General features: G+C 70.0%; 12 protein-coding genes and 5 pseudogenes. 10 read left to right on the top strand and 7 right to left on the bottom strand.

Annotated elements, in window-relative coordinates; translation table 11 throughout:
• The first annotated feature begins 30 nt into the window (after positions 1-30).
• The 3 genes from OJJOAM_RS25100 to OJJOAM_RS25090 all read left to right on the top strand — a co-directional run bounded on the left by OJJOAM_RS25100 (position 31) and on the right by OJJOAM_RS25090 (position 3,316).
• Positions 31-1,683, top strand: a complete 1,653-nt coding sequence (locus tag OJJOAM_RS25100) for an MFS transporter (RefSeq protein ID WP_422650267.1) — start codon at positions 31-33, stop codon at positions 1,681-1,683.
• Entirely contained in the window at positions 1,683-2,345 is a 663-nt protein-coding gene (locus tag OJJOAM_RS25095) for a TetR/AcrR family transcriptional regulator (RefSeq protein WP_422650266.1), read from the top strand. Before OJJOAM_RS25100 ends, OJJOAM_RS25095 begins: the two co-directional genes overlap by 1 nt.
• An 830-nt stretch (positions 2,346-3,175) precedes the next feature.
• The gene (locus tag OJJOAM_RS25090; RefSeq protein WP_422650265.1) at positions 3,176-3,316 is read left to right on the top strand and encodes a hypothetical protein; all 141 of its coding nucleotides are present in this window, start codon (positions 3,176-3,178) and stop codon (positions 3,314-3,316) included.
• A 199-nt stretch (positions 3,317-3,515) separates the two neighbouring features.
• Here OJJOAM_RS25090 and OJJOAM_RS25085 read toward each other — a convergent pair whose 3' ends face one another.
• Both OJJOAM_RS25085 and OJJOAM_RS25080 read right to left on the bottom strand, forming a co-directional pair.
• Complete coding sequence (locus OJJOAM_RS25085) at positions 3,516-4,550, bottom strand: aldo/keto reductase (RefSeq protein WP_422651058.1); 1,035 nt, start codon at positions 4,548-4,550, stop codon at positions 3,516-3,518.
• 125 nt (positions 4,551-4,675) lie between these two features.
• Positions 4,676-5,425, bottom strand: a complete 750-nt coding sequence (locus OJJOAM_RS25080; protein WP_422651057.1) for a TRAP transporter large permease subunit — start codon at positions 5,423-5,425, stop codon at positions 4,676-4,678.
• A gap of 29 nt (positions 5,426-5,454) precedes the next feature.
• Here OJJOAM_RS25080 and OJJOAM_RS25075 point away from each other — a divergent pair, with 29 nt between their 5' ends.
• Entirely contained in the window at positions 5,455-5,709 is a 255-nt protein-coding gene (locus OJJOAM_RS25075) for a hypothetical protein (RefSeq protein ID WP_422651091.1), read from the top strand.
• A 305-nt stretch (positions 5,710-6,014) separates the two neighbouring features.
• On the opposite strand, the pseudogene OJJOAM_RS25070 reads toward OJJOAM_RS25075, so the two are convergent.
• From OJJOAM_RS25070 to OJJOAM_RS25060, 3 genes and pseudogenes are all read right to left on the bottom strand, one after another.
• A pseudogene (locus OJJOAM_RS25070) lies at positions 6,015-6,464 on the bottom strand (TRAP transporter large permease subunit); the annotation flags it as partial.
• A 371-nt stretch (positions 6,465-6,835) separates the two neighbouring features.
• Positions 6,836-7,471, bottom strand: a pseudogene (locus tag OJJOAM_RS25065) (TRAP transporter small permease subunit); the annotation flags it as partial.
• Between the two features lie 16 nt (positions 7,472-7,487).
• Positions 7,488-8,612 (bottom strand): TRAP transporter substrate-binding protein, encoded by a 1,125-nt coding sequence (locus OJJOAM_RS25060; RefSeq protein ID WP_149318084.1) that lies wholly within the window; start codon positions 8,610-8,612, stop codon positions 7,488-7,490.
• Positions 8,613-9,041: 429 nt separating this feature from the next.
• Here OJJOAM_RS25060 and OJJOAM_RS25055 point away from each other — a divergent pair.
• The 4 genes and pseudogenes from OJJOAM_RS25055 to OJJOAM_RS25040 all read left to right on the top strand — a co-directional run.
• Positions 9,042-10,241: pseudogene (locus OJJOAM_RS25055) on the top strand (alpha/beta fold hydrolase); the annotation flags it as partial.
• A 312-nt stretch (positions 10,242-10,553) separates the two neighbouring features.
• On the top strand, positions 10,554-11,594 hold the full coding sequence (locus tag OJJOAM_RS25050; protein ID WP_422651056.1) for an isocitrate/isopropylmalate dehydrogenase family protein: 1,041 nt from the start codon (positions 10,554-10,556) through the stop codon (positions 11,592-11,594).
• A gap of 241 nt (positions 11,595-11,835) precedes the next feature.
• Positions 11,836-12,564, top strand: coding sequence for an IclR family transcriptional regulator (locus OJJOAM_RS25045; RefSeq protein ID WP_422650264.1), 729 nt, complete (start codon positions 11,836-11,838; stop codon positions 12,562-12,564).
• Positions 12,565-12,725: 161 nt separating this feature from the next.
• Positions 12,726-14,054: a diguanylate cyclase gene (locus OJJOAM_RS25040; protein WP_422650263.1), complete on the top strand. Its 1,329-nt coding sequence runs from the start codon at positions 12,726-12,728 to the stop codon at positions 14,052-14,054.
• Positions 14,055-14,210: 156 nt separating this feature from the next.
• On the opposite strand, the gene OJJOAM_RS25035 is transcribed toward OJJOAM_RS25040, so the two are convergent.
• Positions 14,211-15,056: a citryl-CoA lyase gene (locus OJJOAM_RS25035; protein WP_422650262.1), complete on the bottom strand. Its 846-nt coding sequence runs from the start codon at positions 15,054-15,056 to the stop codon at positions 14,211-14,213.
• Positions 15,053-16,303, bottom strand: coding sequence for a CaiB/BaiF CoA transferase family protein (locus OJJOAM_RS25030; protein ID WP_422650261.1), 1,251 nt, complete (start codon positions 16,301-16,303; stop codon positions 15,053-15,055). Before OJJOAM_RS25030 ends, OJJOAM_RS25035 begins: the two co-directional genes overlap by 4 nt.
• A gap of 398 nt (positions 16,304-16,701) precedes the next feature.
• Between OJJOAM_RS25030 and shc the strand changes: the two are divergent.
• A pseudogene (shc, locus tag OJJOAM_RS25025) lies at positions 16,702-18,712 on the top strand (squalene--hopene cyclase).
• Positions 18,700-19,308 (top strand): annotated as a pseudogene (locus OJJOAM_RS25020) (hypothetical protein); the annotation flags it as partial. The pseudogenes shc and OJJOAM_RS25020, both read left to right, overlap by 13 nt.
• Positions 19,309-19,328 lie beyond the last annotated feature (20 nt).

The raw sequence follows: 19,328 nt of genomic DNA, 5'->3' as shown, positions 1-19,328 counted from the left end.
AAAAAACCAGGAACCGCAAAAGGACACGCCATGCAGCACACACTCGATGACCGCAAGCGCTGGCTGGCGCTGATGGTCCTATGCCTGGGCGAGCTGATGATCGTGCTGGACACGACCATCGTGAACGTCGCCCTGCCGTCGATCCGCAACGAACTCGGTTTCACCGAGACCGCGCTGGTCTGGGTCGTCAACGCCTATATGCTGACCTTCGGCGGCTTCCTGCTGCTCGGCGGCCGGCTCGGCGACCTGTTCGGCCACCGCCGGCTGTTCCTGCTCGGCATCACGCTGTTCACGCTCGCGTCGCTGGCCTGCGGCGTGGCGCAATCGCAGGGCCTGCTGGTCGCCGCGCGCGCGGTGCAGGGCGTCGGCGGCGCGGTGGTGTCCGCGGTGGCGCTGTCGCTGATCATGGATCTGTTCTCGACGCCGTCCGACCGCGCCAAGGCGATGGGCGTCTATGGCTTCGTCTGCGCCGGCGGCGGCAGCATCGGCGTGCTGCTCGGCGGCCTGCTGACCAGCGCGTTGAGCTGGCACTGGATCTTCCTGGTCAACCTGCCGATCGGCGTCGCGGTCTACGCGCTGTGCCTGGCGCTGATTCCGAACCTGCCGGGCTCTGCCAATGGGCAGCGGCTCGACGTCGGCGGCGCGGTGACGATCACCGTCTCGCTGATGCTGGCGGTCTATGCGGTCGTCAATGGCAACGAGGTTGGCTGGCTGGCCACGCAGACCGTGTCGATGCTCGGCATCGCGGTGGCGCTGCTGCTGGTGTTCCTGCTGATCGAGTCGCGCGTCACCCATCCGCTGATGCCGCTGGGGCTGTTCCGGCTGCGCAATGTCGCGGTCTCCAACGTGGTCGGCGTGCTGTGGGCCGCGGCGATGTTCGCCTGGTTCTTCATCTCGGCGCTGTACCTGCAGCTGGTGCTGGGCTACACCCCGATGCAGGTCGGCCTGGCGTTCCTGCCGGCCAATCTGATCATGGCGGCGTTCTCGCTGGGGCTGTCGGCGCGTCTGGTGATGCGCTACGGCGTGCGCGTGCCACTGGCGGCCGGGCTGCTGCTCGCGGCGCTGGGCCTGCTGCTGTTCGCGCGCGCGCCGGTTGACGGCGGCTTCGTCGTCGACGTGCTGCCCGGCATGCTGCTGCTGGGCCTTGGCGCCGGCATCGCGTTCAATCCGGTGCTGCTGGCCGCGATGAGCGACGTCAAGCCGAGCGATTCCGGCCTGGCGTCGGGCGTGGTCAATACCTCGTTCATGATGGGCGGCGCCCTCGGCCTGGCGGTGCTGGCCAGCCTCGCCGCTGGTCGCACCGCGGGCGCGGCGGCTGCCGGCAGCGCGCCGGCCGAGGCATTGAACGCGGGGTACCACGCCGCCTTCCTGGTCGGCGCCATCTTCGCGCTGGTGGCCGCGGTGCTGGGCGGCATGCTGCTGCGCACGCGCACCGCGCCGGTGTCGGTGACGCCGGAAGGCGCCGAGGCGGCCGATGGTGTCGCCAATGGTGTTGCCGACGGTGTTGCCGGTGGTCTTGCCGGTGGTGCCGCCAGTGGTGCCGCCAGTGGTGCCGCCGGTGGTGTCGCCAGTGGTGCCGCCGGTGGTGCCGCCAGTGGTGTCGCCGGTGGTGCCGCCGGTGGTGCCGCCGATCATGCGCCCAACACGGGCATGGCCGCCCCCCATGGCGGCCATGCAGCCTGATGGTCACCGCGCTGAAGTTCTCCGTCGAACCGCCGCCGCGGACGACCTATCGCCACGGCGATCTGCGCCGCGCGCTGATTGACGCCGGCATCGCGCTGGCCAGCGACGGTGGCCCCGACGCCGTCGTGCTGCGCGAGGCCACGCGCCGTGCCGGCGTGGTGCCCAATGCCGCCTACCGGCATTTCGCCAACCGGCAGGCGCTGTTCGAGGCAGTACGCGCCGCGGCGCTGTCCGCGCTGGCGGTGGCAATGGAAGCGGAGCTGGCCGCAGCGGCCGCGCAGGTCGACGGCAATGATCCGGTCGCGAAGGCCCGCGCCAACCTGCGCGCCATCGGCGCCGGCTATCTGAAGTTCGCGCAGACGCAGACGGGTTTGTTCCGCACCGCCTTTGCCACGCCGACGATGGTGGAAGACGACAGCGATCCCGCCAAGGCCGGTCCCAGCGGCCTGAATCCCTTCCAGCTGCTCGGCGCCGCGCTGGACGCGCTGGTCGCGACCGGCGTGCTGCCTGCCGAGCGACGCCCGGGGGCCGAGTATCTGGCCTGGTCGGCGGTGCACGGGCTCGCGCTGCTGATCATCGACGGGCCGCTGCGCCATGCCGACGAAGCGCAACGGATTGCGCTGGGCGAGCGCGTGCTGGCGATGGTGGAGAAGGGGCTGTAGACCGGCGGCCGGTTCGTCGGGGGCGTGGGTCTTGCCGTCCGTTGCGACGTAGATTGCGACGTAGGTCGCGATGTCGATCGCTACGTGGTTTGCGACCCAGGCCCGGTTTCACACTCGGATGGCGATGCGGTAACACATCGCTATGCGCACATTCCGCACACGTTTCCAGTAGTCCGCGTTGGCAATGCCGGCAAAGATGGCGCCTGCATTTCACTCGACGAGGACGCATATGTTCACCGTACTGAAATCGTGGCTCCTTGGCGCCCGTGCGCCGCTGTATCTCTCCGCCACACCCGCCACCGGCCGCCTGACGCTGGCCGAGCGGCACAACGACGAGGTCTCCATCGCGTTCATCCGCGCCGATGTCAACGCGCCGCCCACCGCGGCGCGCGGGCACGGACAGGCCGTCGTCGCGATCTACCGGAGCAGGCAGAGCCGCGAGGAATACTTGGGCGAATGGCTGGCAGCACAGGCCGAGATCGGCCGGCACGCGCGGTCTTGCACCGCGGGCAACGGCCGCGGCGATACCGGCGGACAACCTCCAGCCGGCAGCGGCCGTGGCGATGCAGGCGGACAACTTCCCACTGGCAACGGCGGGGGCGATACCGGCGGGCAACCCCCGCCTTGCTGCGGCGAAGCGCGCGTTCCCACGGCATCGCACGATCGGCGCGAAGCGTTACGCCCGCACAATCGCCGCAATCCGCCGGCGCGGCCGCTTCGTCCCGGCCGGTTGCGCGGCCCGCAGAGGTCCGGCGACACCAGCATGGACCTCGATCGTCCCGCCCGGAATCTTCCGCCGGGGGAGGGAGCCCTGCCTGTCGAAGCACGCCGTGCACATCTCCCGTTGCCTGACCGAACTCGGCCAGGACGAGCCGTCGGGAGGCGCCGGGGTAGTCCGCATCGGGACGTTGGCGGGGATCGACGCGCTGGGACTGTCCCGATCGATCCAGGACATGGGACGAGGGTGGTGAGACGCACCCGGCGAGCCGCAATGCCGCAGGGTCGCAGGGTCGCAGGGTCGCAGGGTCGCAGGGGTCGCAGGGTCGCAGGGTCGCAGGGTCGCAGGGTCGTCGGGTCGCAGGGGGCGCAGGGTCGCAGGGTCGTCGGGTCGTCGGGTCGCCGGGTCGCAGGGGCGCCGATTCCCCCGGTTCGCCGGGTCCCGCGCCGCGCTTAGCCTGCCGCCGCCACCTTCACCGGCCGCCCCGTGAACGGATAGCTCGGATCGGTATAGCCCGGCGTGGACGGGTGTCCCGGCGCCACCAGCGCATCGACCATCGCTTCTTCCTCGGGCGACAGTGCCGCGCCGATCGCGCCGAAATAATCCTCGAACTGCGCGAGCGTGCGCGGGCCAGCGATCACCGAGCTGATCAGCGGATTGGCCAGCACCCAGGCGGTGGCGAACTGGCCGGCGGTCAGCCCGCGGCCCTCGGCGTGGGCCTTCAGCTGCTGCGCGATGACCAGCGATTCCTCGCGGAACTCGGTCTGCATCATGCGGCGGTCGGCGCGTCCGGCGCGGGTGCCGGCCTCCGGCGGCTGTCCCGGCAGATACTTGCCGGTCAGCACGCCGCGCGCGACCGGGCTGTAGGGCACCACGCCGAGCCCGTAGTATTCGCAGGCGGGCAGGATCTCGACCTCGGGCATCCGGTTCAGCAGGTTGTAGTAGGGCTGGCAGGCGGCCGGCCGCGGCACGCCCAGCTGGTCGCACAGCCGCGCGATCTCGGCGATGCGCCAGCCGCGGAAGTTCGACACCGCCCAGTAGCGGATCTTGCCGTCGCGCACCAGATCGCCCATCGCGCGCACCGCCTCCTCGAGATTCTCGTGGGCGTAATCCCGATGCAGATACAGGATGTCGATGTAGTCGGTCGCCAGCCGGCGCAGGCTGTCCTCGACCTCGCGCAGCATCCAGACGCGCGAGTAGTGGCCGCGGTTCGGCGCCGAGCCCATCGCGTTGCCCAGCTTGGTGGCCAGGATCCATTCCTGCCGATCGGCCTCGATCAGCCGGCCCACCATCTGCTCGGAGCCGCCCTTGCTGTAGACGTCCGCGGTGTCGATGAAATTGACGCCATGGTCGCGCGCGCTGGCGACGATGCGGCCGGCCTCGGCCTCGTCCGTCTGGTCGGCGAACATCATGGTGCCCAGGCACAGTGCGGACACCTTCAGATTGCTGCGGCCCAGGCGGCGGTATTCCATCTTGAATTCGGACATGGCGATTCCTTGGAGATCGGTTCGAACGGAAACGGGGAGGCGGTACGCCGGAAAGCCGCAGGGGCACCGGAGTGCCCCTGTGGATGGCGAGTCTGACGACCCGGCCATGATACCCCCGTGACGATCTACTGATACAACACCTTCGGCAGCCACAGCCCGATGTCCGGGAACATGTACAGCAGCACCAGCGCCACCACCTGGATCGCCATGAACGGCAGCATGCCGCCGAAGATCTGGTTCAGCGTGACATGCGGCGGCGCCACGCCCTTCAGGTAGAAGGCGGCCATCGCGACCGGCGGCGACAGGAAGGCGGTCTGCAGGTTCAGCGCGACCAGCAGGCCGAAGAACAGCGGATCGATGCCGAAGTTGTCGAGCAGCGGCACGAAGATCGGCATGAAGATGATGATGATCTCGGTCCATTCCAGCGGCCAGCCCAGCAGGAAGATGATCACCTGGGCCAGGATCATGAACTGCAGCGGCGTCAGGTCCATCGACATCACCCACTGCTCGACCAGCGCCTGGCCGCCCAGCAGCGCGAACGCGGCCGAGAAGATCGACGAGCCGACGAACAGCCAGCAGACCATCGCGCTGGTCTTGGCGGTCAGGAACACCGACTCCTTGACGACGCCATAGTTGAGCTGCCCGTAGGCTGCCGCCAGCAGCGCGCCGCCAAGCGCGCCGACCGCCGCGGCCTCGGTCGGCGTGGCCAGGCCGAACACGATCGAGCCGAGCACGGCGAGGATCAGCACCGCCAGCGGGAAGAATGACGACAGCAGTTGCTTGAAGATCTCCATCCGCGCGAAGTCGAAGCGCCAGTAGAAGTACGCCATCGCCACGCAGACCACGGCCAGCGTGATCCAGAACCAGTTTGGCACCTGCGGCGCGGTGGCTGGGGGGATTGGCCGTGTCGGCACCGGGAGGGCTGGGTGCCGCCGCGCCCGGGCTGGGTGCGTTGCCGGCCTGCGGCAATTCGGCAGCCGGCGTGGCCGGGGCGGCCGAGTCGGCTGGGGCCGGGGCCGCGGCTGCGGCAGGCGCGCTGTCCTCGCTCGGCGGCGGCGCCAGCGTATCGAGCCCGGCGGACTCTTCGGTGCCCGCCGCGCCCAGCTCCATCAGCGTCGAGTCGATGGCCGCCGGCGGCGCGGCGGTGACGCCGGCATAGATCGAGCCCATCAGCAGCGCCACCACCAGCGCGGGCAGGACCGCGATGCCGAACTGGCGCATCAGCTGGCCGGTCGGGATGGCGGCGTTGCGACGGCCCTTGAGCGCGGTCAGCAGCGCGGGCAGGGCGCGCGCGCCGATGGTGTCGCGCAGCCGCTGCTGCAGCGGCGGCAGCGGGACCTCGCGCTCGGCCATCGGCAGCGGCGGGGCGAGCCGCGGCCGCAGCTTGGCCAGCACGATCACGTAGATCAGGTAGAGCCCGGTCAGCATCAGGCCGGGGAAGAAGGCGCCCGCGTACAGCTGCACCACCGAGACGCCGGCCGTCGCGCCATAGACGATCAGCAGCACCGACGGCGGGATCAGGATGCCGAGGCAGCCGCCCGCGGTCACCGCGCCCGCCGACAGCGACGCGCTATAGCCGGCGCGCAGCATCGCCGGCAGCGCCAGCAGCCCCATCAGCGTGACCACCGCGCCGACGATGCCGGTCGCCGTCGCGAACACCGCGCAGGTGATCACCGTGGCGACGGCCAGCGAGCCGGGCAGCCAGGCCAGCGCCAGATGCAGGCTGCGGAACAGCCGCTCGATCAGGTTGGCGCGCTCGACCAGGTAGCCCATGAAGACGAACAGCGGCACCGAGATCAGCACGTCGTTGGTCATCACCGCATAGGTCCGCTGCACCATCAGGTCCAGCGTCTGCTGCACGGCGATGTTCGGATCGGCATGGCGATAGGCGAGCCAGGCGAACAGCACGCCCATGCCCATCAGCGTGAAGGCGGTCGGAAAGCCCAGCATGATCGCGGCGACGATCAGCGCCAGCATCAGCAGGCCGAGATGGCCGTTGGTCCATTCCGAAGGCGACGGCATCAGGATGAAGACCGCCGCGACGATCAGCACCATCAGCGTGGCGCCGAACCACAGTTCCTTTCTCATCGCGGCGCTCCGTCGGTTTCGCGCGCTGGCTTGTGTTCGCGGCCGTCGCGATCGTTGCGATCGTCGCGCGGGACGCGGGGATCGAGCGGGTCGCCCGGGCCCGCGTCGGGCGTGGGCGCATCGCGTCGAACGGTTGCATCGGATGGAGCGCGGTCAGCAGCTTCATTGCGTGGATCGCGCTCATCGCCTTCAACGGGACCAAGGCGCTCGTCTCGCTCTGCGCCACCCTCCGCCACCGCCGGCGTCGCCACCGTCCCCGCAGCGGCCTCGGCGCTGACCATCTGCTTGAGCTTGTCCACGTCGACTTCCTCGACGTCGCCCTCGCGCATCGGCCAATGACCGCGCTTCAGGCAGATCACGCAGCGGATCGTCTCCGCCACGCCCTGCAGCAACAGCAGGGCGCCCGCGACCGGAATCACCGCCTTGAAGGGATAGATCGGCGGACCGTCGGCTGCGATCGACGAGTGCTCGTTCTGCGCCAGCGACACCTCGAAGAAGTCGATGCCGGCCCAGGCCAGCGCGATCACGCCGGGAAAGAAGAAGGCCAGATACAGCACCAGGTCGATGCTGGCCTGCGCGCGCGGCGGCAGGAAGCCATAGAGGATGTCGCCGCGCACATGCCCGCGCTTGGCGAGCGTGTAGGCGCCGGCCAGCATGAACAGCGCGCCGTACAGCATGTTGCTGGCGTCGAACACCCAGGCATGCGGTGTCGACAGGACATAGCGCGAGAACACCTCGTAGCTGATCATCAACGTCAATGCGACGATCAGCCACGAGGCGGCCTGACCGATCAGGGTGCTGATCCTGTCGATCGCAAGCAGCAGGGATTGCACGATCGCGCCCCGCTGGTCAGCTGCGCTTGCTGAAGTAGTGCGTGGCGGCCATCCGATAGTCGACGTTGGTGTCGTTCTGCCAGCGGGTGCTGCGCTGCGCGAACGCCTTCATCGAGTCGTTGACCTTCTTGAACATCGGGTTTTCCTTTTCCTTGCGCGCCACGACTTCGTCCCAGATCTTCAGCTGCGCCTGCAGCACCGAATTGGGCGTCGCGTAGAACTTCACGCCCTGCTGCTGCAGCGCCTGATAGTCCTTCGAGTAGCGGTCGATGGCCTTCATCGACATGTCGGCCGAGGCGGCGTCCACGGCGTTGGCGATCAGCGCGCGCAGCTTGGGCGGCAGCGCGTCGTAGCGCTTCTTGTTGAAGAGGATCTCGAACTGTTCCGAGCACTGGTGGAAGCTGCGCAGCATGCAGACCTTGGACACGTCCTGGAACCCCAGCGCGCGATCCGAGCTCGCGTTGTTGAACTCGGCCGCATCGAGCAGGCCGCGGTCCAGCGCCGGCACGATCTCGGCCCCGGGCAGCGCGTTCACCGCCGCGCCCAGCCCCGTGAAGATATCGATCGACAGGCCGACGGTGCGGAACTTCAGGCCCTTGAAGTCCTCCGGCTTGGTGATCGGCTTCTTGAACCAGCCGAGCGGCTGCGTCGGCATCGGTCCATACAGGAAGGACACCACGTCCAGGTTCAGGCTGCGGTAGATCTCCTGCTGCAGCTCCTTGCCGCCGCCGTACTTGTGCCAGGCCAGCAGCATGTTGGGGTCCATGCCCCAGGCCGGTCCCGAACCCCACAGCGCCAGCGCGGAGTTCTTGCCATACCAGTAGGCGATCACGCCGTGGCCGCCGTCGAGCGTGCCCTTGCTGACCGCGTCGATCAGATCGAACGCCTTGACCACCGCGCCGGCCGGCAGCAGCTCGATCTTCAGCTCGCCGCCCGACATGTCGTTGACCTTGGCGACAAAGTCGCCGGCGAACTCGTGAAAGATGTCCTTGCTGGGCCAGGTGCTTTGCCAGCGCATCGTGATCGGACCCTGGGCCTTGACGATCGCCGGAAATCCCAGCGCCGTTGCACCGACCGCAGCCCCAGCCCCGCCCAGAAATCCCCGTCGCGATACCGCACCGCGCTTGTTTTTCGCTGCCATGCTGTCTTCCCCCTTGCTGCTGTTGACGACACCGGAGGCAGCGCCGCGAGTGCGCCAGCCTCGAACCGTTGATGCGACGTCTGGAATTGCGATGCGGAGGCCGGCCCGGTGGCGAATGCCGAATTGGAAGGGGGGCGGCATGCAAGTGGTTTGTAATTGACTTCATGTTAGGAATTGCAACCAAGCGCAACAATGTAGGGATTACCCGTGACGGATCGGCCCTGTGATCGCGTGCCGTTTCGGGACACGCGGCATGTCTGCTGCTTGTCTGCACCATGTCTACGGCATGTCTGGCGAAGGCCCTGTCGCGGACCTTTCCAAGGGGGCGAAGCGGCCCGATTTGCATGACCTTTCGGCCACTTCGATGGTCGGAGCGGCTACAGTAACGAAGACCGGCCATCGCGCCATTTTTTCGCCAGGAGCCCTCGCATGCCCGATCCCTCGAATCAGCCCAGCCCGGCGAGCCCGGCGACTCCAACCAGCCAGGCCAACCAGAAGATCCAGTTCCCGGGCCATGACGGTCAGCCGCTGGCGGGCCGCCTCGACATGCCGGCGGGCCCGGTCAAGGCCTACGCGCTGTTCGCGCACTGCTTCACCTGCGGCAAGGACGTGGTGGCGGCCAGCCGCATCGCCCAGGCGCTGACCCAGCACGGCATCGCGGTGCTGCGCTTCGACTTCACCGGCCTGGGCGGCAGCGGCGGCGATTTCGCCAATACCAATTTCTCGTCCAACGTCGCGGACCTGCATGCGGCTGCCGACTACATGCGCCAGCATCTGCAGGCGCCGGCGCTGCTGATCGGCCATAGCCTGGGCGGCGCCGCCGTGCTGGCGGCGGCCGATGGCATTCCCGAGGCGAGGGCGGTGGCGACCATCGCCGCGCCGAGCGATCCGTCGCATGTGGTCGGCCTGCTGCGCGAGCACGCCGACACCATTGCCGCCCAGGGCGAGGCCGAAGTACAGCTGGCCGGCCGTCCGTTCCGCATCCGCAAGCAGTTTCTCGACGACGTCGCCGAACAGGCGCTGTTGCCCAAGGTGTCGAAGCTGCGCCGCGCGCTGCTGGTGATGCATTCCCCGGTCGACGGCACGGTCGACATCGACAATGCCACGCAGCTGTTCATCGCCGCCCGCCATCCGAAGAGCTTCGTCTCGCTGGACCACGCCGACCATCTGCTGACGCGGCGCGAGGACGCGACCTATGTCGCCAACACCATCGCCGCCTGGAGCCAGCGCTACCTTGGCATCGATGCGGCCACGCTGCCGGCCGCGGCGGTCGAGGAGGGGCTGGTGCGGGTCGAGGAGAACCATGCCGGCAAGTTCCAGCAGCAGGTCACGGTCGGCAAGCATCGGTTGCTGGCCGACGAGCCGGTCTCGTTCGGCGGCCTGAACGGCGGACCGGCGCCCTACGATCTGCTGCTGGCGGCGCTGGGCGCCTGCACCTCGATGACGATCCGGATGGTGGCCGAGCGCAAGGGCTGGCCGCTCGAACACATCAGCGTGTCACTGAGGCACGAGAAGATCCATGCCGCCGACTGCGCGGAATGCGACACGCGCGACGGCAAGGTCGACTGGATCGAACGCGAGGTCACGCTGCGCGGGCCGCTGGACGCGCAGCAGCGCGAGGCCCTGCTGGCCATCGCGGACAAGTGCCCGGTGCACCGAACCTTGCATTCGGAGGTGGTGGTGCGCACGCGCGCGGCGCCGGCGGAAGGGGCCGGCGAACCGGCCATGGGCCCGGGCGGGGGAGGGCGCGAGCCTTGGCGGCAAGGCGCCTGGCGGCTGATCGGGCCCCGGGCTGCCGGGCTGTGCCGGCCCGGGCTGGTCCTTGCGGGCGTGCCGCCGCCATCCGTAGCCATTGTCAATTTGTGGAGATCGCCTGTGCAAACCGATGCAAATCCGACCAACAAGGCCGACAAGACGACCACCAGCGCGACGCCCGGCACGATCGCCAGCACGACCCCCGGCGGCGGTGCCGCCATCCCGGCCACGCTGATTCCCGGCGACGGCATCGGCCCGGAAATCATGGACGCGACCTTGCAGGTGCTGGACGCGCTGGGCGCGCCGTTCGCCTGGGAGACGCAGCAGGCCGGCATGGCCGCGCTGGAGGCGAGCGGCGACCCGCTGCCCGAGGCCACGCTGGACAGCATCCGCCGTACCGGCCTGGCGCTGAAGGGGCCGCTGACCACGCCGGTGGGCGGCGGCTTCCGCTCGGTCAATGTCAGGCTGCGCGAGCTGTTCCAGCTCTACGCCAACGTGCGGCCGGCGCGCACGCTGGTGCCGGGCCGCTACCAGGACATCGACCTGGTGCTGGTGCGCGAGAACGTCGGCGGCTTCTATGTCGCGCACGACTACTACATCGCGGTCGGCGACGATCCGCGCGCGGTGGCGGTGTCCACCGGCACCAATACGCGCGCCGACTGCCTGCGCATCGCCCGCTTCGCCTTCGAATACGCGCTGCGCAACGGCCGCAGGAAAGTCACCGTGGTCCACAAGGCCAACATCCTGAAGGCGCTGACCGGCATCTTCCTGGAGGCCGCGCGCGAGGTGGCGGCCGATTATGCGGGACGGGTCGAGATGGAGGACCGCATCGTCGACGCCTGCGCGATGCAGCTGGTGCTGGACCCGTGGAAGTTCGACGTGCTGCTGTGCACCAACCTGTTCGGCGACATCCTGTCGGACCAGATCGCCGGGCTGGTCGGCGGGCTGGGCCTGGCGCCCGGCGCCAATATCGGCGATCACGCGGCGGTCTTCGAGGCGGTGCACGGCTCCGCGCCGGACATCGCGGGCAAGGGCGTGGCCAATCCGGTCGCACTGATGCTGGCCGCCGGCCTGATGCTCGAGCACGTCGGCCGCCAGGACCTGGCGCAGCGGATGCGCACCGCGATCGACCAGACGCTGAACGAGGACAACATCCGTACCGGCGACCTGAAGGGCAAGGCCAGCACGCGGGAGTTTGCGGACGCGGTGGTGCGGCGGTTGGGGTGAGGGGGGCTGGGGCGAGACGGCCGGGGTGAGGCGGCTGGGGTGAGGCTGCCGAGGTGCGGCCGCTGAGGTGGCCAGCCGCGTTGAAGCCGTGATGAGGCGGCCCGGGTCCGGGGGGAGGCGGCGAGGCGGAGCGGTCCGCATTGACAAAGAAAGCGCCGTTCTATACGGTGCACGGTCGCCGCGCGCCCGGCTGCATCCGCCCGCCGCGCCCGCGACCCGCCGATCCGCTCACCCATCACCGATGCCCCGTAAAGCCGCCCAGGTTTCCGAAGCCGACAAGCATGCCGCCGAGGGCGGCGCGGTGGCGGTGGATCGCGCGCTGTTCCTGCTGCGGGCATTCCGGCTCGGCGATACCGCGCTGACGCTGGCCGAGCTGGCGCAGCGCTCCGGCCTCTACAAAAGTACGCTGCTGCGGCTGCTCGCCTCGCTCGAGCATGCGCGGCTGGTCGTGCGGCATGCCGACGGCCGCTACGGCCTCGGCCCCGAAGTCGCGCGCCTGCATGCCGTCTATGCCGCGTCGTTCTCGCTGGAAACCGCCGTGATGCCGGTGCTGCGCCAGCTGGTGCAGGACACCCGCGAGAGCGCCGCCTTCCATGTCGAGCAGGGCGAGCACCGGCTATGCCTCTATCGCGTCGATTCCCCGCAACCGGTGCGTGACCATGCTCGCGCCGGCGATCTGCTGCCGCGCAACCGCGGCGCTGGCGGGCGCGTGCTGCGCGCCTTCGCCGGCGCGCGCGGCCAGTTGTACGACACCATTCGCCGCGAGGGCGTGGCGACGCTGGTCGGCGACCGCGTGCCCGATATCGCCGGCGTGTCGGCCCCGGTGTTCGGCCCCGGCGGCGAACTGCGCGGTGCGCTGACGCTGACGTGCCCGGCCTCGCGCTACCGGCCGGATTTCCGCGTGGACGTGCTGCGCGCCGCCCGCGCGCTGACCGAAACGCTGGGCGGCAGTTTCCCCTTCGACGACTGAGCGCGCGCCGCTCGGCCGGCGGCCCGGCCGATGCCGCCGCCGGTCCATGCCCGACTCAAGGGGGATGCCCGGCGCCGGGGCGCCAGCTATCATCAAAGGTTTTTGGGACGAGCGGCCGTGCCGCCGGGGCATATGCAACGCGGCATTTTCCGAGGGATACCGTGCAGCTAGACCAGCACAGCATTGTGATCGTCATGATGGTGGTGTTTTCCAGCACGCTGCTGATCTCGACGGGCCTTGTGTTCGCGCTGATCCGCACCGATGCCGGCCGCCTATGGGCCGGCGGCCACCTGGTGCTGTCGGCGGGCGGCCTGGCGCTGACGATCAACGCGGCCACGGTGCATCTGGTCGAAGTGGGCGCGGTGGCGGTGATGGTCTATCTGGCCGGCAAGCTGACGATCTATTGCGGCGTGCGCGTGCATCAGGGTTTGCCCGGATTCACCCGCATGCAGGGCGCCGCCGTGGTGGTCACCGTCGCCGCCGCGCTCGATGCGCTGACCGGCGCGCATCCGGTGCTGCAGCTGCATCGCGTCGCCTATGTCGCGCTGGCGCTGCTGTCGCTGACGACGATCCTGGTGCTGTTGCGCTCGCGCGTGCGCCATAGCGAGATCGGGCTGCCGCTGGTGCTGTTGGCGAGCGCGGTGCAGCTGTGCGCGCAGCTCTATGGCGCGTCCTCGGCCTGGCAGGCCGACGGTGGGATTTCCGCGTCGCCGTTCAACGCGGGCAGTCTGGCCCACGATGCCACCTACAACGCCGTGGTGGTGCTCGCCCCGCTGGTGGCGACGCTGCTGGGGCTGTTCGGTTTCACCGTGATGGCGCTGGAACAGGTGATCGCCAACAAGGAGCGCGGCGCCCGCATCGACGGGCTGACCGGCCTGCTGAACCGCGCCGCGCTCGACAACGCCGCCAGCCGGCTGATCGTGTCGGCGCTGCGCAACCGGCAGGCGGTCGCCTGCCTGGTCATCGACGTCGATCATTTCAAGCAGGTCAACGACCGCAGCGGCCATCGCGCCGGCGATGCCGTGCTGCAGGCGATCGCCGAGGCGCTGGACAACTCGCGCCGCGCCTCCGACGTGGCCGGCCGCTACGGCGGCGAGGAATTCTGCGTGCTGTGTCCCCATACCGACGAGCATCAGGCCACCGCGCTGGCCCGGCGGATCCTGCGCAAGGTGCGCGCGATTCCGCTGCCCGGGCCCGCCGGCAAGTTTGCCAGCGTCAGCATCGGCGTGGCGCAGCTGCGCGACGACGGTTCCGATTCGGTGGGGCTCTGGCAGCAGTTGTTCGGCAACGCCGACCGCGCGCTGTACGAGGCGAAGCGGCGCGGGCGGGACCGCTATGTGCTGGCGTCCACGCTGGAGCGCGAGGAGGCGATCGCCGCGGCGGCGGAAGCGGGGCGGGCGTCCGCATTGGACGCGGCCATTGACGCCGTGGAGTCCGCTGCGCCGTCGGATCCCGCGCTCGCGGCCGATCTTCCCGCCGACACGCGCTGACCTGCCGGCCGCGGCGCTTCCCAACGCACTACTCCTGTCCGTCCGAGCGTTCGTCGGACCGTTCACCCGACCGTTCGCCCGACGGTTCGTCCGACCGTTCACCTCGCCGCCCCCCCGGCCGACCACCCGGCCGACCACCCGATGACTGCCGGGGCGTCAGCCCTCCGGCACATCGCGCGGCGGGTGCCCGTCATAGCTCCAGATGAATTCCCGCGGCATCGGCCCCTTGTTGCGGCCGCCTTGCTCGGTCTGCTCCCACGCGTGCGCCAGGATGCCGACCGAGCGGGACAGGCAGAACAGCCCGCGCGCCAGCGGCGGCGGAAAGCCCAGCTCGGCGTAGATCACCGCGGTGGCGCCGTCGATATTCATCGGCACCGGCCGCGATCGGCCCGCGCCCAGCTCGACCTCCACCGCCCGCGCGATCGCGGCGAACCGTCCGCCGACCACGCCGTCGGCGGCGGCCTGGTCGACCAGTTCGAGCAGCCGGGGCGCGCGCGGATCGACCGGATGGAAGCGATGGCCGAACCCCGAGACGTACTTGCCGTGCAGCTCGCGCCAGGCCTGCAGGCCCGCGCGCACCGCGTCCGGCAGCGCCAGTCCCGCGTCGGCGCGCGCCGCGATATCCAGATAGAGCGCCACCGCCTGCTCGCCGGCGCCGCCATGCACGTCGCCCAGCAGATTGACGGCCGACGCCATCGCATTGTTCAGGGCCACGCCGCAGGTCGCCGCCATGCGCGCCACCGCGATGCTGGGCGCCTGCGGGCCATGGTCGACCGCGGACATCAGCGCGGCGTCGAGCAGCGCCGCCTGGCCTGGCGGCGGCAGCTCGCCGCGCAGCATCAGCCAGATCATCTGCGCGAACGACACGCGCCCGATCAACTGCTCGATCGGATAGCCGCGATAGCGGATCACGCCGGGCTGCATGTCGATGATGGCGCTGTGCCACCAGTCTTCGGCGCGGCGCTGGCCGGCGTCCGGGGTGGAGGGATCGAATGCGGTCATAGGGCGCGCTCCGCCTGCATGGTGTCGATCTGCTCGGCCGTATAGCCGAGTTCGAGAAGGATGTCGCGCGTGTGCTGGCCCAGCTCGGGCGGCGGCGCATCGACGGCCGGCGCGGCCCCGTCGAGCTTGAAGCCGGTGCGCAGCAGACGCAGGTCGCGCCCCACGCCGGGAACATCCGGAAACTCCGCGACGATGCCGCGCGTGGCGACCTGCGGATGGGCCAGCGTCTGCGGCACCGTATAGACGGGACCGGCCGGCACGCCCGCCTGGTTCAGCAGCGGCCACCAGTGCGCGGTGGGCTGGCGCGTCAGCTCCGCCTCCAACTCCCGCTGCAGCGCGGCGCGGTGCTGCAGCCGCGCCTGCCGCTCGGCAAAGCGCGGGTCCGTGGCCAGCTTCGGCCGGCCGATCACGCGGCAGACCGCCTCGAACTGTTCCTGCTTGTTGGCGGCGATATTGATCAGCCCGTCGCCGGTGCGGAAGGTCCCCGACGGACTTGCGGTCATGTTGTCGTTGCCCATCGGCGCCGGTTCGCGCCGGGCCACCAGGTAGTTCGACACCACCCAGCCCATTGTCGCCAGCGTCGATTCGAGCATCGACACGTCGATCAGATAGCCCTCGCTGCGATCGCGATCCGCTAGCGCCGCGGCCACCGCCAGCGCCGCCGTCAGCCCGCCGACGGTGTCCGAGACCGGATAGCCGACGCGATACGGCGCGGTCTCGGCATCGCCGGTGATGCTCATCACGCCGGCCATGCCCTGGATGATCTGGTCGTAGGCCGGCAGGTCGGCCAGCGGGCCGTCCTGGCCGAAGCCGGAAATCGCGCAATAGATCAGCCGAGCATTGTCCTGCTTCAGCGTGTCGTAGCCGAGCCCGAGCCGCGCCATCACGCCCGGGCGGAAGTTCTCGACCAGCACGTCGGACTCGCTGACCAGCCGGCGCAGCGCCTGCTTGCCGAGCGGATGCTTCAGGTTCAGCGTGATCGAGCGCTTGCCGGGGTTCTGCGCGAGGAAGGACACGCCCATCAGCCTGCGGTTCAGCTCGGCGTCGGCGCCCAGTTGGCGCGCCAGGTCGCCGGTGCCGGGCGTCTCCACCTTGATCACGTCCGCGCCCAGATGCGCCAGCTGGTGGCAGCAGAAGGGGCCGGCCAGCACGTTGGTGAGGTCGAGCACACGGATGCCGCGCAGTGGTTTGCGGCGGTCTTTCGGCGCGGCCCCGGGTGGGCTGCCGTTGGAGGAGTCGGGATTCATGGCGATCTCGCCGAAGTTCGCTTGTATTCCGTACAACAGAACATCGGTCTTTTGAAAGGAACAATGCGCGCCAGCATAGAAGCGGGGAACGGGGGCTGTCAAGGCGAGCGGGCGCGGCCGGCTTGCATTCGGCCTTGTTGCTATAATCGCCCGACCCCCAACACCGATCGCGGGTTTGCACGCGCACCGGTCGTGGTCCCGCCCCGCCGGCTGCCTCGCGATGTCATTGCGTGACGAGGAGTGATGTGGCTGAAATCCAGATCGCCTTGACCGGTTCGCCGCCCGCCGTGGACCCCGTGGACACCAAGGATCGGCCGGATTCCGCCGTCTCCCTCGCGCCATCCCTCCCTCCGTTCACCGCCCCCACTGACCTCGCCGACTCGCGGCTCGACGCCGCGATCGCGCACGCCGTCGACGCACTGATCGCGCGGCAAAGGCCCGACGGTCATTGGGTGTTCGAGCTCGAGGCCGATACCACGATCCCGTCCGAATACGTACTGCTGGTCCACTACCTGGGCGAGCCGGCCGATCCCGCGCGGGAGGCGCGCATCGCGCGCTATCTGCTGCGCCGGCAGAACGATGACGGCGGCTGGCCGCTGTTCCATGGCGGCGCGTCCGATATCAGCGCCAGCGTCAAGGCGTATTTCGCGCTGAAGATGATCGGCGAGCCGGTCGATGCGCCGGCGATGCGGCGCGCGCGCGAGTGCATCCTGGCGCTGGGCGGCGCCGAAGCGAGCAATGTGTTCACGCGCACGCTGCTGGCCCTGTACGGCGTGATGCCGTGGCGCGCGGTGCCGCTGATGCCGGTCGAAATCATGCTGCTGCCGCTGTGGTTTCCGTTTCATCTGTCCAAGATCTCGTACTGGGCGCGCACGGTGATCGTGCCGCTGCTGGTGCTGAACACGCTGCGTCCGTGCGCGCGCAATCCGCGCCGCGTCGGCATCGACGAACTGTTTCGCCGGCCCAGCCAGGCCGCGAGGATGCCGGGCAGGGCGCCGCACCAGAGCCGCTTCTGGTATGCGGTGTTCCGCGGCGTCGATGTCGCGCTGCGCGTGCTCGAGCCCCTGTCGCCGCGGGCGCTGCGCCGGCGCGCGATGCAGCAGGCCGAGCGCTTCGTGCGCGAGCGCCTGAACGGCGACGACGGCCTCGGCGCGATCTTTCCGGCGATGGTCAATGCGGTGATGATGTTCGACGCGCTCGGCGTGCCGCGCGACGAACCCGCGGTCGCGCAGGCCCGCGCGGCGCTGGACCGTCTGCTGGTCGAGCATGGCGGCGACGGCGACGAGACGTACTGCCAGCCCTGCTTCTCGCCGGTGTGGGACACCTCGCTGACCTGCCATGCGATGCTCGAAGCCGGTGGCGAACGCGCGCTGGCGGCGGCGCGGCGCGCGCTCGACTGGCTGCTGCCCCTGCAGGTGCTCGACGTGCGCGGCGACTGGGCGGTGCGCCGCCCGCATCTGCGCCCCGGGGGCTGGGCCTTCCAGTATGCCAATCCCCCACTATCCCGATGTCGACGATACGGCCGTGGTCGCGATGGCGCTCGATCGCGCCGCGCGCAGCGACACGCGCTGGCGCGGTGACGTCGGCCCGGCGCTGGCCCGGGCGCGCGAATGGATCGAGGGCATGCAGAGCAGCGACGGCGGCTGGGGCGCGTTCGAGCCGGAGAACACGCACAGCCATCTGAACAGCATCCCGTTCGCCGATCATGGCGCGCTGCTCGACCCGCCCACCGCCGACGTGTCGGCGCGCTGCCTGTCGATGCTGGCGCAGCTGGGCGAACTGCCGGCGAACAGCCGCGCCGCCGCGCAAGCGCTGCGCTATCTGCTCGATCAGCAGGAGGCCAACGGCAGCTGGTATGGGCGCTGGGGTACCAACTACCTGTATGGCACCTGGAGCGCGCTGTGCGCGCTGCAGGCGGCCGGGCTCCGCCCCGATGCGGCGCCGGTGCGCCGCGCCGCGCAGTGGCTGTTGTCGGTGCAGAACGAGGACGGCGGCTGGGGCGAGGACGGCAGCAGCTACCGGCTCGATTACCGCGGCCACGAAAGCGCGCCGAGCACGCCGTCCCAGACCGCCTGGGCGCTGCTGGGGCTGATGGCGGCCGGCTGCCGCGATCTGCTGGCGGTCGCGCGCGGCGTCGACTATCTGCTGCGCGAGCAGCGCGCCGACGGGCTGTGGGACGAGCAGCATTTCACCGCGGTCGGCTTTCCGCGCGTGTTCTATCTGCGCTATCACGGCTATGCGCGGTATTTCCCGCTGTGGGCGCTGGCGCGCTACCGCAATCTCGGCAATCCCGGCAGCCTTGCCAATCCCGGCGACCCGGGTGATCCCGGCAATCGTGGAGGCCTCGGCAGTTCGGCCGATGCCGCCGTTGCCAACGATTTCGCGGGCCGCATGCCATGGGGCATGTGACAGATTCCGTGAACTGCCCCGATGCCGATGCGCCGCGCTGGCTCGTCGTCACCGGCATGGCCTTCGAGGCGCGGCTGCTGAACTGGCCAGACGCAACGACACTGAGCGGCCTGCGCGTCGATGCCCTCGACCATGCGCTCACCGCCGCGCTCGCCCCCACGATTACGGTCGCGCTGACCGCCGCGCTGAGCCCCACGGTTACGGCCGCGCTGACGGCCCCTTTGCGCGACGGCAAGGAACCGGCGCACCGCTACGCCGGGCTGATCAGCTTCGGCGTTGCGGGCGGACTCGATCCCGCGCTGCCACCCGGCAGCGTGATCGTCGCCGATGCCGTGGCGGCTGGCGGCTCGCGCTTCGATACCGACGCCCGCTGGGCCAGCGCGATTCGTCTCGCCTTGCCCGGGGCGGTTGGCGGCACGATCGCGGGCGTCGACACGCCAGCCGCGGCCGTTGCCGACAAGCGCGCGCTGCATGCGGCGACGGGCGCGGTGGCCGTCGACATGGAATCGCACCGCGTTGCCGCCGCGGCGCGAGCGGCGGGGCTGCCGTTCGTGGTGTGCCGGGCGATTGCCGATCCGGCGGCGCGCCGCATTCCGCCCGCGGCGCTGGCCGCGTT

Origin of the sequence: Cupriavidus sp. H18C1, assembly GCF_049311595.1 — a bacterium.
GTDB classification, from domain to species: Bacteria; Pseudomonadota; Gammaproteobacteria; order Burkholderiales; family Burkholderiaceae; genus Cupriavidus; species Cupriavidus cauae.
The sequence above is the reverse complement of the archived record's forward strand: the minus strand, read 5'-3'. Positions and strand labels throughout refer to the sequence as shown.